General features: G+C 48.1%; 18 protein-coding genes and 1 tRNA gene. 12 read left to right on the top strand and 7 right to left on the bottom strand.

Annotated elements, in window-relative coordinates:
• Positions 1-39: 39 nt before the first annotated feature.
• Both GC097_RS12020 and GC097_RS12015 read left to right on the top strand, forming a co-directional pair.
• The gene (locus GC097_RS12020; RefSeq protein WP_171683535.1) at positions 40-315 is read left to right on the top strand and encodes a hypothetical protein; all 276 of its coding nucleotides are present in this window, start codon (positions 40-42) and stop codon (positions 313-315) included.
• 30 nt (positions 316-345) lie between these two features.
• Positions 346-777, top strand: a complete 432-nt coding sequence (locus GC097_RS12015; protein ID WP_171683534.1) for a hypothetical protein — start codon at positions 346-348, stop codon at positions 775-777.
• On the opposite strand, the gene GC097_RS12010 is transcribed toward GC097_RS12015, so the two are convergent.
• On the bottom strand, positions 718-1,758 hold the full coding sequence (locus GC097_RS12010; RefSeq protein WP_171683533.1) for a YkvI family membrane protein: 1,041 nt from the start codon (positions 1,756-1,758) through the stop codon (positions 718-720). The genes GC097_RS12015 and GC097_RS12010 overlap by 60 nt on opposite strands.
• 139 nt (positions 1,759-1,897) lie before the next feature.
• Between GC097_RS12010 and GC097_RS12005 the strand changes: the two genes are divergently transcribed.
• Positions 1,898-2,503, top strand: a complete 606-nt coding sequence (locus GC097_RS12005) for a DedA family protein (RefSeq protein WP_312875657.1) — start codon at positions 1,898-1,900, stop codon at positions 2,501-2,503.
• A gap of 59 nt (positions 2,504-2,562) precedes the next feature.
• Here the strand turns inward: GC097_RS12005 and GC097_RS12000 are convergent, their stop codons facing one another.
• Positions 2,563-3,282, bottom strand: coding sequence for a superantigen-like protein SSL4 (locus GC097_RS12000; RefSeq protein WP_171683531.1), 720 nt, complete (start codon positions 3,280-3,282; stop codon positions 2,563-2,565).
• Between the two features lie 271 nt (positions 3,283-3,553).
• On the opposite strand from GC097_RS12000, the gene GC097_RS11995 reads away from it, so the two are divergent.
• Positions 3,554-4,123: a xanthine phosphoribosyltransferase gene (locus GC097_RS11995; RefSeq protein WP_171683530.1), complete on the top strand. Its 570-nt coding sequence runs from the start codon at positions 3,554-3,556 to the stop codon at positions 4,121-4,123.
• Between the two features lie 80 nt (positions 4,124-4,203).
• On the top strand, positions 4,204-4,530 hold the full coding sequence (locus tag GC097_RS11990) for a hypothetical protein (protein ID WP_079413697.1): 327 nt from the start codon (positions 4,204-4,206) through the stop codon (positions 4,528-4,530).
• 71 nt (positions 4,531-4,601) lie between these two features.
• Here GC097_RS11990 and GC097_RS11985 read toward each other — a convergent pair whose 3' ends face one another.
• Positions 4,602-4,919 (bottom strand): hypothetical protein, encoded by a 318-nt coding sequence (locus GC097_RS11985; RefSeq protein WP_171683529.1) that lies wholly within the window; start codon positions 4,917-4,919, stop codon positions 4,602-4,604.
• Positions 4,920-5,064: 145 nt separating this feature from the next.
• On the opposite strand from GC097_RS11985, the gene GC097_RS11980 reads away from it, so the two are divergent.
• Positions 5,065-5,325: a hypothetical protein gene (locus GC097_RS11980; protein ID WP_171683528.1), complete on the top strand. Its 261-nt coding sequence runs from the start codon at positions 5,065-5,067 to the stop codon at positions 5,323-5,325.
• Positions 5,306-6,067 (top strand): adenosylcobinamide amidohydrolase, encoded by a 762-nt coding sequence (locus GC097_RS11975; RefSeq protein WP_171683527.1) that lies wholly within the window; start codon positions 5,306-5,308, stop codon positions 6,065-6,067. Before GC097_RS11980 ends, GC097_RS11975 begins: the two co-directional genes overlap by 20 nt.
• A 58-nt stretch (positions 6,068-6,125) precedes the next feature.
• Here GC097_RS11975 and GC097_RS11970 read toward each other — a convergent pair whose 3' ends face one another.
• Positions 6,126-6,305, bottom strand: coding sequence for a hypothetical protein (locus GC097_RS11970; protein WP_171683526.1), 180 nt, complete (start codon positions 6,303-6,305; stop codon positions 6,126-6,128).
• Between the two features lie 120 nt (positions 6,306-6,425).
• On the opposite strand from GC097_RS11970, the gene GC097_RS11965 reads away from it, so the two are divergent.
• From GC097_RS11965 to GC097_RS11945, 5 genes are all read left to right on the top strand, one after another.
• A tRNA-Leu gene (locus tag GC097_RS11965) sits at positions 6,426-6,509 on the top strand.
• A gap of 177 nt (positions 6,510-6,686) precedes the next feature.
• A complete protein-coding gene (locus GC097_RS11960) occupies positions 6,687-7,508 on the top strand; it encodes a DUF695 domain-containing protein (protein ID WP_171683525.1) in 822 nt (273 codons plus the stop codon).
• A gap of 97 nt (positions 7,509-7,605) precedes the next feature.
• A complete protein-coding gene (locus tag GC097_RS11955) occupies positions 7,606-8,259 on the top strand; it encodes a Bax inhibitor-1/YccA family protein (protein WP_171683524.1) in 654 nt (217 codons plus the stop codon).
• A 449-nt stretch (positions 8,260-8,708) separates the two neighbouring features.
• A complete protein-coding gene (locus GC097_RS11950; protein WP_171683523.1) occupies positions 8,709-8,990 on the top strand; it encodes a hypothetical protein in 282 nt (93 codons plus the stop codon).
• Positions 8,991-9,069: 79 nt separating this feature from the next.
• On the top strand, positions 9,070-9,261 hold the full coding sequence (locus tag GC097_RS11945; protein WP_171683522.1) for a YqzE family protein: 192 nt from the start codon (positions 9,070-9,072) through the stop codon (positions 9,259-9,261).
• A gap of 79 nt (positions 9,262-9,340) precedes the next feature.
• Here the strand turns inward: GC097_RS11945 and GC097_RS11940 are convergent, their stop codons facing one another.
• From GC097_RS11940 to GC097_RS11930, 3 genes are all read right to left on the bottom strand, one after another.
• Entirely contained in the window at positions 9,341-10,303 is a 963-nt protein-coding gene (locus GC097_RS11940) for a hypothetical protein (protein WP_171683521.1), read from the bottom strand.
• 116 nt (positions 10,304-10,419) lie between these two features.
• Entirely contained in the window at positions 10,420-11,409 is a 990-nt protein-coding gene (locus GC097_RS11935) for a YqhG family protein (protein WP_171683520.1), read from the bottom strand.
• A complete protein-coding gene (locus GC097_RS11930) occupies positions 11,406-13,196 on the bottom strand; it encodes a DEAD/DEAH box helicase (RefSeq protein WP_171683519.1) in 1,791 nt (596 codons plus the stop codon). Before GC097_RS11930 ends, GC097_RS11935 begins: the two co-directional genes overlap by 4 nt.
• Positions 13,197-13,353: the final 157 nt, after the last annotated feature.

Below are 13,353 nucleotides of genomic sequence, written 5' to 3'. Positions count from 1 at the left end.
CGATCATATACGTTGAAGAAAAAAGCTGGAGGAATGAACGTGGAATCAGGAAGCGAGAAGAAGAAAGAGCATCGGGAGATCACCTACCAGGTCGGTTGGAAGAAAGGCAAGATCGAGTGGAATGAAGGAGCGTCGGAAGCGCTAGCCGTTAAATCAGTTGATCGTCTGGAGGACGCCGGCGATAAACAGCTTCGGCACCTATGGCAGCCGGCTATGAAGCTTCCAAGCTGGATGATGTTCCCGCTGCTATATGCGCTTCCGGTTCTTTGTTTTGGTTTAACGCTTATACTCATTTATGGGCTGCGGCACGGATAGCAAGCAGTTAAGGAAGGGGAGGATTCAGGCATGAATATGCTGTTAGCGATTATTGGCGGACTTCTGGGTTTGTTTGTAACCGGTGCTGCGCTTTATACGGCTTGGATGGTCCATCAGCTATGGCGTCAGCAGGCTGCGGCGCCAAAGCCTTTAAGCCAAGTGGAAATTGCAGTGAAATATTTCTCGCGCTGGACCGTCATGGATTATGCGGTGATCGGGCTGTTTATCATCGGTCTTTTGCTGCTTTTGGCTGAGCTGTTTGCGATCCTGCGCGATCAAACGGCGGCCGCAGCTAATTTTCAATTTTCGTATTTGCTCACAGGCCTTATTTTTTGCGGGATGGGGATGCTCTTATTGGTTGCCCGTTTGATTGTCGTTCTCGGCTTTGCCCAAACAGGGGCTTTACACCGCACGGTTGCGGTTGCGCCAGATCATCAAGACGAGCCAGACCACGCTAATTAGGCCAAATACAGGGTACAGGGCGGCAAGCAGCGTTTTAAAACCAATTTGACTGACCAAATAGCTGCAAGCAAGAATGCCGAGAAGCAGAAGCTTGGGATGAAGTTTGGTGCGCTGCTGCAGCTGCAAGGACAAGCCGTACGCGTCTGCGATAAACGTCGTGAAAATCTCTCCGTAGATAACGAGCAAATAGGCGATTTGCGGTATGGAGCCCAGCCGGTTAATGATGTTTCCCATCGGAATCTCATACTGCGCGATGCCGGGCATTTGGGCTGAAAGCGCATAGTGGGCCGAGAGGAGCAGCAGTCCGATGCCTGCCCCGCCGATAAGTCCGCCCCAGTAAAGATCGGATCGCTTCTGAATGGTAGCGCCCATCGGTACGAGAACGGCTTGTGCCATGGCCAAATTAAAGGCTGTGTAGAGGAAGGGGGCGAACCATATTTGTCCCAGCGATTCATCGCTTGTGATCCGCAGCCAGTTTCCAGAAGACGGAGAATGCCACGTATAGACAACGATAACGACGCTAAAAAGCAGCATAATGGGAACGACGATCGAATTGACGGTCATAATGGCTCCAATACCTCGGGATAATACCCAATAGGCAAGAACCAAGGTGACCAAAAGACCCGTCTGATACGACAGATGAAGCTGTTCTTCGAAAACAGTGCCTCCGCCGGCAAGCATGACGGTTGTAATTCCGAACAGGACGAGCATCGTAAACAAGCTGATCCCATTTCCTATTTTCGGGCCAAAAATAACCCGGTTCAGATCCTCGTAAGAATCAGCTTTCAATTCATGAGCCATCAGCATGAGCTTAATGCCAATCCATATGAACAGAACGCAGGATAGGGCGATAGTTAAAGTAGCTATCCATCCATAGCGCGTAAAAAATTGCAAAATCTCTTGTCCGGAAGCAAAACCTGCTCCAACGACAGTTCCAATATAGGTAAAGGCAATTCGGACGATCTGTGAGCCTGTTCGCATGGATTGCCCCGCTTTCTTTCGTTTGGTATAGTACAAGGTATGTTCGCAAAGACAGCGGCATGACTGCAACTTGGGGCAAGCCCTCATTTTTGGTAAAATAGTCATGAAGAGGAAGAACGAATTTGGGAGTGTGTCTTTTGTGAAAGAAGCTCTTTATGATTTTATTGGGCATTACGGTTATATTGCACTCTATCTCTTATTATCCGCCGGGATCGTTGGCGTACCGATACCTGATGAAACTTTGATGGCTTTTGTGGGCTCTCTGACCGCACCTGGGGGTCCATTTGAGTTTGTGCCTACATTGATGGTGATTTATGCCGGAACGATGACGGGAATGATTGTGAGTTATCTCATCGGTCACCGGGTGGGCAAGCCATTTCTATACCGCTATGGAAAATGGTTCAAATTAACACCTGGCCGGATTGAAAGGGCGGAAGGCTGGTTTCATAAATATGGACTTTGGACCGTTTTCTTCGGATATTTTGTACCAGGGGTACGTCATTTTACCTGTTATTTGTCTGGGGTAAGCGGAGTTAAGTTCTACAAATACATGCTTTATGCGGGGACAGGGGCGCTGTTGTGGTGTACGACCTTCCTGACCTTGGGCCATTTTATTGGCAGCAATTTGGACGGCCTGTTTGAGTTGATACATCAATACTTGGGTTACAGTCTCATCATTATCGCGGTTGTAGCTGCGGTTGTGATCGCCATTTATTTCCGCTTTCGGAAAAGGAGAGCGGTCTAAACGCAAATAAAGACCATGCGTGTCATCCTTGCGGAGACGGCATGGTCTTCGTTGTTCATTTAACGGTCTGCGAAAAGCTTAATCGATTGAATCTTGTTCTCGTTCGGGTCTACGTCGATTTTCAACAGAGTGCCTTGCGACTTGTAGGAAAGCACGTAGGTGGTGTTTGAATCCGGTTTGCCGAGGATTTTGAGGGCATCTTCAGCTTTCTGCCCGAGGTGCAGGCCGCGAAGTCCAGGATCAATCTCGGTGGAGTGCACATCCACGAATTCCAAAGCGTCCTTGGCGTTGAAGCCAACGGAAAAATCACCGAAATCATACACTTGAATGGCGTCCTCGTCTTCATCCATGACGAATTGTTTCTTTGCTTTGCCGAAGCGGTCCAATACCAAGTTCTTACTCGTTCCAAGCTTTAGCCCCATAAGGGTCGGCTTCTCCAGCTGATAGGCATCCTCATCTTTAACCTTCGGCTTTGACGTCGGTTTAGCGTTTGCCGAGGTTTGCGGCAGATCCGACAAGTCCGTTTTGTTCGTGTTCGCAACTTGCGCTTCGTGCTTTGATGTGTCTTCCGGTGTTGGTGAAGCAGTCGGAGTTTCCACAACAAACGCTGGAGGTGTGCTGACCGGGGATGTGCTGTGATTCTGCTTCTGCACATACACCGATGGATCTATTGTAGGCTGAGCGGAAGGAGCAGATGAATCTTGGCATCCAGCTACGATAAGCGAAGCAAAGGCAACAGGCACAAAGCCAAGCATAACAGGTCTCATAGCATTCTTCATCTTCATCTATCCTTTCTGCCGAATATTAATTCAAAAAAACAACATTACTAATCATACTGCGTTCTGGTTGTTAATCTCAATGCATCTTACAGCCTAATTGTGAGCATTTATAAACAAATATCAAAAAATGAATACGTGTATATAAATATAGACACCTATTAGGCGAGAAAAGTTTCACCTCAATGAACGATATTCGTAAATTGGGACTTGAAACCTACTTCACCATTATGGTAACTTACTCATAATAGACAGGATTAAGGGGGCCAGTAAGATGGAATTGTTAAAACAGCGGATCCAAGAGGTCGGTGTCGTTGTATCAGATAAAGTACTTAAGCTGGATGCCATTCTTAATCATCAGGTGGATCCGGTTCTGACCATGGAGATGGGACGGGAGTTTGCAAGACTTTTTAGAGACACCAAGCCGGACAAGGTGTTGACCGTAGAGTCGTCTGGAATTCCAATTGCTTTTACAACAGCTTTGCATCTTGAGATTCCTATGATTTTCGCACGCCGCAAGAAGACGTTGACGATGGATCAAGATACGTATAGTGAACGGGTACCGTCCTTTACCAAAGGAATTGTGACGGATATTATGGTTTCCTCTCATTTGCTTCACAAAGGGGAGCGCGTTTTGCTGATCGATGATTTTATTGCGAATGGTGACGCCGCACGCGGCTTGATTCGGATTATTGAGAAAGCGGAGGCTGAATTGGTCGGAGTCGGCATCGCCGTGGAGAAATCGTTCCAATCTGGCGGCAGTTCGATTAGAGAGCGAGGCATTCGAGTGGAATCTCTAGCGCGAATCGCCTCCCTGGCCAACGGGCAAATCACTTTTGACTGATTTTACATCCCGCCGGTGACTTCCCTGAAACTCAATTATCCATTATAATGGTTACAAGGTAAGAGAGGAGGCTGGCATCTATGGGTATCGAAAATGGTTCCATTGAATATTTCATGACTAAGCTTGGTGAAGCCAAAACACATTTTGAACGTGCTCTTGATTGTAAGCATACAGAATTTGATGATCTATATCCGTATATGATCGAACATCCTCAATTTTTCTGGTACAAACGCTATGTCGCATGGTCGGAGTTGTTAACAATCGTGAAGCTCTGCACAGAGTTGACCATTGAATGGGAGCAGCAATTTTCCGCGGCGCAAGTGGAATATATTCAGAAGCGTGTAATGTCAAGCAAGGTTCTTGATTTCTGGTTCGAAACGAACGACTCTAAGGAACATGTAAGCTAAAAGATAGCCCAATAATCAAGAGGCCAATGGATCCGTTGCGGATGCGTTGGCCTTTTATTTTTCTGAAAGCGTTAGACGCCATTCTGTAGAACATTCATGCTTTCAATATGCCTTCTTGTTTGTTCATTGCCTAACCGATGCAAGGTTCGATAGATCTCCGTCAAATAATAATCATACTCTTGATTGACCCCATTGGAGTAATAGACCTTCCAAGGAAGCCAAGAAGTCGCATAGCCCGCTTGGGAAGTGTTATCCGTTTCCTCAAAGAGTTCTTGTAGCTGATCAAATTCCTCATCCGTGGCGGATATTTCAAATTCATAATTGAGAGCAGTGTTGTCTTCCAATACTTCGCCTGTGCCGACATTCACGTAGTACGTTTTTTTGATCAATATCAAAACCCCCATGGCTAAGATGGCGTTCTTTACTTCGTCATGATTAAGTTAACCCGGGTCTAGCGGAATTATGTAAGTTTCAACTAGACAGGAATTGGTGTATGCTAAAAGTGTAAAATCGGATGCTTGGAGGTAAAATGAAATGATATCGGAAGATCAGTTGGATCTTTATCGTGTTGAGAGCACACTGCTCCGCGTTATTCGCGATGTGAGTCCCAGGAATGATGTCCGCGGCATTGTTGTCGCGTGGGATGATGAAAGTGTTTTAATCCGCAAAAAAAATCGCCGGGTCGTCAAACTTTCAAGGGGCTATGTCTATCAACCTTATGAGGCGGAACGACCGCCGGAATATATGCTTCCGCAAGAACCGATCGAGCCGGACGATGCTTCTGACGATGATTAGGGGGATTCCGATCTCCGGAGTTCGAATGGAGTTGGTGAATTCCGAATACGGCAGCTATGTGTTAATTCGCAGCGACAGCCCGCTGAGGACGTTGAATTCCTCGCCTTGGGGCGGGGGATTCGGGATGCATAGAGGGCTGATGAATCGGCAGGTGGATAAGCATTACAATGAAGCTGATCCCCTCAGTGAGATGGACGTTTTCATTAAGCGCGAAACGTTGAACCCGCTCGAAACGGCCGGTATGCTTACAGCGGCTAAGGTGAAAGATGTCGGGTACAGCACCTTAACCTGGATGGGAGATAGCGTCCAAGATCTCAGCCGTCATGGTGCTGTGCACGGTGAAGAGGCAGAGGAGAAGGAGCGGCTCCACGTTTGCGCATGGGTCACGGTAGGCTTAGGGAATAAGGCCAGAGCCGGGGCTGAGCTACCGGCTGCCTCTCTATATCCCGGCACGATTAATACAATCGTCGTGATCAATGGGCAGCTAACCGATGCCGCGATGGTCAACGCGGTCATTACGGCAACCGAGGCGAAGACGGCTGCGCTTCAGGCATTAGGCATTGAGGTTGATGGACAGCCTGCTACGGGAACGACGACAGATGCTGTGCTCATCGCCGCAACATGCCGCGGCCAAATGTGCAGCTATGCGGGTACAGCCACAGCGCTGGGACACATGATTGGAAGGACGGTTTACGAAGCCATTATGGCGTCAGGACAGTTGTATGAGAAAACGCCCTACTGATCCGTAAGGATGCTGTAGCGCGTTTTTTTTGAATGTTTTGACGGCAGTTTAAAGTGCCTTAGGTTCTGCGAAAAACGCCGTAGGCAAGCCCGGTTGTAATGGCATCAACGTCATCTCCGCCGTTTTCTTCGTTTTTGAAATTCGGATCATGCACGATCCCTTCAGCTTCACCTTCCGTGAGATGTCGCTCATTGCCTGTATATTTGGGTTCAAGAGCTTTGATTTCTTCCTTATCCATCGTCATCCCTCCTTTGGCAATAGGGTTTGGAGCGGTCTTCGGATTTATGCACCATTTGTAAAAGTTTCGTTGACGAGCTTTCGAGTCCCGTGTTATATTTATTTTGTCAACACATTATACGCGATCATGGCGGAATTGGCAGACGCGCACGGTTCAGGTCCGTGTGGGCTTACCCCCGTGGAGGTTCGAGTCCTCTTGATCGCATTCATCGTAACAGCCCCTTCAGATTCTGAAGGGGTTGTTTCTTTATTGCCTGGGAAATGACGCATAGGTAAGCAGACAGTCGCTTTTTTGTGCACACTGGACAAGCAGGTGGGGTAGGCAGCTTGCTCTAAGCCTTATATAATAAATATCATCTGACGGCAAATAGGGGGTCATCCTATGGAAGAAGATTGGAATTTATTTGAACGCATCCGGGATCGGGAGCAGGTTCTAGTCTTTATGAATACTGCTTTGAAGATGAAGGCCCCATTCATAGGTTATGGTCAACGAATTACGATCGTATTCAATATGTATAGTTTGTGGGACATCTCAGGGAGCTCGACGCAAAAGGCGCAGCAGCTATTTTACGAGCTTGAAGATAAGCTCATTTCACGAATGAAACATAGAGGAGATGCCATATATGCAGGGCGGATTTCTTCACATAATAAAATGGAAATGTACTTCTATGCCCAGGATGACGGGGATTGGGAAGCGGAATTGAAGCGGATCATGGCGGATTTTCCAAGTTTCCGCTATTATTTTGTGATGACGGCAGATCAAGACTGGAGTTTCTACCTGGACGAAATGGCACCGTCTCCGTTAGAGGAGCAGTGGATGCGCAATGCGAAGATCGCCTATGCGCTGAAGCGTCGAGGGGACAATTTGGCAATAGCCAGAGAGGTTCAGCATTGGCTCCATTTTCCGGATTCCGCGCGGATGAATGAGATGAAGAGCAAAGTTGGCAAGCTTGGCTACATCGTTATTGTACCGGAAGTGGAAACTACGCGAAAAGTGGATGAGCCGTACGTCCTTCACCTGAGCAAGCTGCACACGCTGGATGTTCCTACGGTCAATGCCATTACTAAAGAATTGTTCGTTCTTGCTTCAGAGACCGGTGGGACTTATGACGGTTGGGGAACGCGGCTTATTTTAAAGTTTCCTGCGAAACTGCGCGCCTATTTAAGAAGGAATATCCAGCGAATATTCTCCATCTTCAAATAAAAAGCCTAGCCTCCGGGAGTATAGCAGTTCTCATGAAGTTTAGGTATAATACATAGTATAGATCGTACAAGTATTCATTAAAGGAGTTGACAGTTTCATGGATAGAACAGTGACGGTATCACATACAGGCAGTTTTGCTCATGTGCTTCAAACATTTGCCGTTTCGCTCTTGGTCTCCTTTCTCGGAACATTAATCGGAGCTATGGTTGTTCCGCCTTCTATGATCATGCTTTTCGTTGTCGCTGAAGTGGTGATGCTGATTGCAGCCATCGTGATTCGAATTCGCGGCAAAAATATCGGTTACGGTTTTCTATATGCCTTTACTGCGATTTCTGGTGTGACCCTGTATCCGGTCATTATGGCATACGGCGGCATGCTGGGAGCCAATGTCGTATCCGGCGCCTTCTTCGCTACGGCGGCAATATTTGGCGGTCTTGCCTTCTATGCTCACCGTTCGCAGCGTGATTTCAGCTTCCTGGGCGGTTTTTTGTTCGCAGGAACGATCGGACTTGTGCTGATGAGTGTAATCGGCATGTTCGTTAATTTCGGTTCGGTAACGAACCTGGTTTGGTCGATGATCGGGATTTTAATTTTCAGCGGCTGGGTGCTGTACGATGTGGCGCAATACCGAAATGGCGTAGCATCGGAACAGGTTCCGCTGGCTGCGCTCAATATTTATCTGGATTTCATTAATCTATTCCTGTATATCTTGCGTTTCATAGCCTCTATTGTCGGTATCAGCAGAAATTAGGATGTAACGTTCATCAGTATGAAAAAGCACTTTCGAACCCGCTTATGGGATCGAGGGTGCTTTTTTTAGAGTTTAGTTGTTTACAGGGGGAACTACAGGCCGCTATTTTGCCAAAAAGATCCCTTTGCGTGTGGGAGAGGGAACTAGGGTCCGCTATTTCGCTATTTTGACAGATTTTTGGACAATGGAGGTTGAATAAGAGCCTGTAGTTCCCCTTCAACCTACGAAATACTGCTTTTTGCTCAAATAAGGGAATGGAGTTCCCTATTTAGTTGTGGGGTACATGTTGACCAGGCCGCAGGCTAGGTTCTTCTTGGTGTGCAGCTATACAGAAATCCCCGCGACAGCTTCGACTAAGGACAGCGGACTGATTTTTTTGATACAAGCACGATTTGCGCCCTCTCTTCATACAATTTAGTGATCCTATAAGGGAGAGAGGAGATTGACCTATGGCGGCTTGCAGTACTTGGACGTATAGAGGGATTTCGTCTTCGGTATTTCGATCTTTACAGCAAGTGGGAAAAAAACAGGGATTCACGATTCCTAATGCGGCATCGGGCAAGTTCATGATCACCGTAGTTGGCATGAATGTCGGTTTCCAATATGCTTGGGATATGAATGCACAAACCTTGCTATTGCAGTGTGATAACAAGCCGATGCTGCTGGGCTGCAGTACGATTAAGTCATTTGCGGATAAAATTGTTGCGGAGAGCGGCGGAAAAGTCAGTTGAATCCATGCCTTCCACCTGTCTGTGCCGTTTAAGCCCGGAGCTCTCTGGTTACAATAGGGAGAAAAAGGCAGGTGGGCGTATGGCCAAAAGTGATGAGCTGGTCAAGTACATAACACAGCAGGTCGTGACATATATAGACACGCCTCGGGATGTTCGCCAGCAGGCAAAAGCAATGAACAAAGAGAAGCGCGAGCATTGGCAAACACGCTGGTTCGGCATGCTGCCCTTGGCGGCACGGATGCTGTTTGATCAGTTCAAGCCCAAAAAATAAACGGCGCAAAAAAGCTGTCTCGAAAGGTCTGCATGACCTGTGAGACAGTTTTTTTTTGTCCGTGACCGGACCAGAGGCTTTAATACACATGACCCATTTCGAGCGCAGCCGTCAGTCGTACGTATCGAGGCCCCTCATGATCCAAAACAAGATATGCAGAGCCTTCCTGCCAGGCTTGATAGCCAAGAACAGCGAGAGGCAATGTGACCTTATTTTCATAAAGTTCGGTGACATAGGTCAGATTCGTATGCGTTTCGAGCGCGCCTTGGAGTTCTGCGAGGCTTGTGACCTGAAGCGGTTTGCCCATAATCCAAGGCATCCGGTCATAAGGGTCGAATGCCGCATGCAGCGCTGTAATGGCTTCGCCCGACAAATCTGTTTCAGGAAGAGAGGTGATCTTGTCCGATGACTTCGGCGCCGGGTCTTCCGTTAGAGGAAGCACCTCGCCTGATTTGGCATCTAAGTAGTAGGTTTGGTTTTGAAGCTTGATTTTCCAAACAGCGGTTAAGGCATCCATATATAAGCGTTCTTTTGCAATATTGTCGTTAGCGGTAAAATCAGAATAAGAAGTAGCAGTTGGGATGAGTTCCTGCTGTACCAAAGAGCGATACAGCGTGGTCAAGCTGAAAAGTGGATGCTTGCCTGTTCCATACTCCGTTAAACGGAAAGAGCCGTTTTCTGTGGCATGTACAATCATATACCCGACATCCTCGCCGTGATCCGTGAGAATGACGACCCAGCCGTGTGTACCGGGACCTAGCGGGAAACTGTTCCAAGTGGCTGATTGCCAGCCCTTGAACCCTTCTTCGCGAGCGAGCGTCAAGCGCCACTTGTCGATGGTGGCACTCAAGGTGGCTTCGCTTCGCAGATCCGGCACAGGCTTCGCTGCTGCAGCAAGCGGGCTGTCAGCTGCGGATTGTCCGGCTTTTTGCACGAGGCTTGTCCGATCGGGATTATCGCCCGCAGAACTTTGCGCCGGTATGAATATTAAGCTGCCTATACATATGAAGCAGGCTGCAGTCCATGCAGTCCACAACTTCATCCGCGTTCACCTGCCTATCGGAAACCTCTCATTTGTATGAATCTATTGTAATTCTTATGCTATAAAAAGATTGTTAGAACCTGTAGTGTTAATTTTGGATGTTTTAGCGACTATCGTCAGTTCCTGGGTGAACGTCCGGCGTTCAAATGGAACAGTCCGCAATTGATGACAGAAACGGCGATGCGCGGCTTATGCTGCCAGTCGATTTCTTTGAGTCGATTCCGGCATTGCGTTTCGATTTCGTCTCTTTTATCCGGCTCTGCGCTTAGCAGAAGCCCGTTATAGTAAGACTCCACACGGTCGATCTCGCTGCGGTGCTGCTCATTGGCTTCGTCTGCCCAAGAGTGGTCATAGGCGCTGATCTTGCGCTCAAGCGTCATTTCGAGCTGGTTCACGGCTTTGGACAGCGAAATCGTATCTTGCAAAATATGACTGTTCGCAGGCAGTTTTGGAGAAAGACTTTTAGTTAAGAGATGTTTATGAAAATGCTCGCGAATCTCGCCGCTGTTCAGTTGGATAGCAAGGGAGTGGATTTCGCTTCGCTTACGATCGCATGCCAGCTCAACTTTGTAGTTGACACAGAACCAAGTGTCATACACAAGGGCAGCATGGTACGTAGCTCCCATCGGAAAAGGCTTCTCGAAGAGATGCACGAACTTCCCGCGTTCCCGGACGATGTGGAACATTTGCTCCAACCGCCTGCTGCCGAAGGTGACGTCATCCTGTGGAACACGCGCAGTAATGGCCGCTGGAGCGAAACCGAAATAGCGTCCTAGAATGCTGTCGGAAGAGCCATCAGCAGCTCCATCTTGGTTCGGAGCGGGTGGTCCGCCGCCATTGGGCGGGCTTTTGACTGCAGTTGCCGCAGCTTTGGGCTTAGCCTCCAGCTTCATTTGTTCCGGATCGAAGACGAACTTATAGGTCATCGTTTCAGCGGGAGCACCGGTCCTTTCCACGAAACTCCAATAATACGGTCGGCCTGTCATTTCCCGGTCTGCTTCCGGAGACAGTTTGGCTGTGACATAGGCCTGGGATTTCTCAAGAATCGTACAATTATAGGCTTCGAGAAAGCGCATGACGAACGTGTGAATATTACGTTTATTCATGGCCTTACCTCACCGTTTTGTACGCTGCCTACGGCATCCAAGATGTGTTGAAACTCTGCGCCATATACCGGATTGTGTTCAATCTCTTCTTTGATTTCGGCGAATGAATGGCCCAGTTCATCAATTTTTCTACGGATGTCTTCCTGCGAACCCGATTCCATCACCATACGGAATAACGAGGTTTCGAGGGAGCCTTTTTTCTCGATCTTCTCCAGAATCGTGTCGAGCTGCCCGATCACCATCTCGAACATATTGATTTTCTCATGCAGCAAAGAGAGGATGTGCTCTTCAATCGTATTGTTCGTAGATAAATTATAAATGTTGACATCATGCGTTTGGCCAAGACGATGTACGCGGCCGATCCGTTGTTCCACACGCATCGGGTTCCACGGCAAATCGAAGTTAATCATGTTATGGCAAAACTGCAGGTTAATGCCTTCACCGCCGGCTTCGGTTGCAACAAGCACTTGTACGCGGTTGCGGAATAGATCCATCATCCAATCCTTTTTACCACGGTTCATGCCGCCGCGATAAGGGACTGCCGTAATTTTATGCTCTTTTAAATAATTGAGCAGATACTCCTGGGAAGCGCGATACTCCGTGAAAATAATAACTTTATCGTTGATTTCCTGGACAAGCTTCATCGTCGTTTCCGCTTTGCTGTTCGCTTTAATGCCGCGGATAAGCTCGACCAGCTCCCATATTTTGGCGCGAGCCGGCGAATCTTCGGCTGTTTTCTTGAACAAATTCACGAGTGTGATGAAGACGGCATCCCGGGAAGAGCAAACCTCCCGTTGAAGCGTAATGAGCGAAAGCATGCTGCTAAGGTCTCCGGCGCTTTCCTCATACCGGGTGCGAACGAACTTCGTGACTCCGTCATAGAGCGCTTGTTCCTCCGGGGAAAGCGTGAGCGGGATGTTTTTCACCATCCGTTTAGTGTAATGAACGCCGCCGTCGCCCCGCCGGTTACGGATCATCACCTTGGAGAGCTCTTGCTGAAGCTGAATCTCGTTTTTGGGAATTCTTTTGCCGACAACGAAATTGGACTTGAAGGAGCTTTGGACCCCAAGCTGACCGGGCTTGAGCAAAGTGATGAGATTATAGAGCTCTTTCAAATCGTTTTGGACCGGCGTGGCGGTAAGCAGCAGGCAATACTTCTTTCGCAGCTCGTTCACGAAGGTGTAGTTGGTCGTTTTTTTATTTTTGAGTTTGTGGGCTTCGTCCACGATGAGCATGTCGTATTCCAAACCCATTACGATTTCCCGATGCGGGTCGCGTTTTGCAGTATCCATGGAGGCGACGATGATATCGCTTTGCTGCCACATGTACGCTTTCTTATGGGCGACGGCTGGAATGCCGAATTTGGTATTTAATTCACGGACCCATTGCAGCACAAGTGATGCCGGCACGAGAATAAGCGTTTTGCGGACCAAACCGCGGATCATGTATTCTTTTAGAATCAACCCAGCCTCAATTGTTTTCCCGAGTCCAACTTCATCGGCCAGAATCGCTCGACCGCGCATCTCATTGAGCACTCTCTTCGCCGTATCAATTTGATGAGCCATAGGCTCCAACTGCCCTAAATGAACGAGACACTGCATTTCGTCAAACGTAGAAATAAGCCCCGATTCTTCCGATTCGTAGGCCAATTGATACAGCGTCCAATCGTCCCATGGCCCTCCTCCGCGCACGCGATGATCCAGCTCAGTCAACCAGTCCCTTTCAAAGTGCATATCCAACCGATGATGAATGGGGCGAATGTTCTCTTGCTGTTCATTTTGACGCATGGATGTGCCCTCCTAAGAGTTTTCGTAAGAAAACGCCGAATACGTGTTAGTATGTCCATAAGAGGCGCTTTCATAACTTTTCCATCGTAAAACAGATAAGGATATCGTGCAGGAGCCAGGAGACAGAGTGGGAATTCTAAGAGCAGAAGGTTTTGTG

This window comes from Paenibacillus planticolens (genome assembly GCF_013141725.1).
GTDB lineage: Bacteria > Bacillota > Bacilli > Paenibacillales > NBRC-103111 > Paenibacillus_E > Paenibacillus_E planticolens.
Note: the sequence above shows the minus strand (reverse complement) of the source record. Positions and strands in the feature narration are given on the sequence as shown.

What these genes read in the sequence shown, in the direction of transcription:
- GC097_RS11960 (WP_171683525.1), top strand. Translation starts at nt 6,687, where the DNA reads ATGGAAGAAGATTGGAATTTATTTGAACGCATCCGGGATCGGGAGCAG.
- GC097_RS12015 (WP_171683534.1), top strand. Translation starts at nt 346, where the DNA reads ATGAATATGCTGTTAGCGATTATTGGCGGACTTCTGGGTTTGTTTGTA.
- GC097_RS11940 (WP_171683521.1), bottom strand. Translation starts at nt 10,303, where the DNA reads ATGAAGTTGTGGACTGCATGGACTGCAGCCTGCTTCATATGTATAGGC.
- GC097_RS12010 (WP_171683533.1), bottom strand. Translation starts at nt 1,758, where the DNA reads ATGCGAACAGGCTCACAGATCGTCCGAATTGCCTTTACCTATATTGGA.
- GC097_RS11970 (WP_171683526.1), bottom strand. Translation starts at nt 6,305, where the DNA reads ATGGATAAGGAAGAAATCAAAGCTCTTGAACCCAAATATACAGGCAAT.
- GC097_RS11950 (WP_171683523.1), top strand. Translation starts at nt 8,709, where the DNA reads ATGGCGGCTTGCAGTACTTGGACGTATAGAGGGATTTCGTCTTCGGTA.
- GC097_RS11995 (WP_171683530.1), top strand. Translation starts at nt 3,554, where the DNA reads ATGGAATTGTTAAAACAGCGGATCCAAGAGGTCGGTGTCGTTGTATCA.
- GC097_RS11935 (WP_171683520.1), bottom strand. Translation starts at nt 11,409, where the DNA reads ATGAATAAACGTAATATTCACACGTTCGTCATGCGCTTTCTCGAAGCC.
- GC097_RS11930 (WP_171683519.1), bottom strand. Translation starts at nt 13,196, where the DNA reads ATGCGTCAAAATGAACAGCAAGAGAACATTCGCCCCATTCATCATCGG.
- GC097_RS11975 (WP_171683527.1), top strand. Translation starts at nt 5,306, where the DNA reads ATGCTTCTGACGATGATTAGGGGGATTCCGATCTCCGGAGTTCGAATG.
- GC097_RS11955 (WP_171683524.1), top strand. Translation starts at nt 7,606, where the DNA reads ATGGATAGAACAGTGACGGTATCACATACAGGCAGTTTTGCTCATGTG.
- GC097_RS12000 (WP_171683531.1), bottom strand. Translation starts at nt 3,282, where the DNA reads ATGAAGAATGCTATGAGACCTGTTATGCTTGGCTTTGTGCCTGTTGCC.
- GC097_RS11980 (WP_171683528.1), top strand. Translation starts at nt 5,065, where the DNA reads ATGATATCGGAAGATCAGTTGGATCTTTATCGTGTTGAGAGCACACTG.
- GC097_RS11990 (WP_079413697.1), top strand. Translation starts at nt 4,204, where the DNA reads ATGGGTATCGAAAATGGTTCCATTGAATATTTCATGACTAAGCTTGGT.
- GC097_RS11945 (WP_171683522.1), top strand. Translation starts at nt 9,070, where the DNA reads ATGGCCAAAAGTGATGAGCTGGTCAAGTACATAACACAGCAGGTCGTG.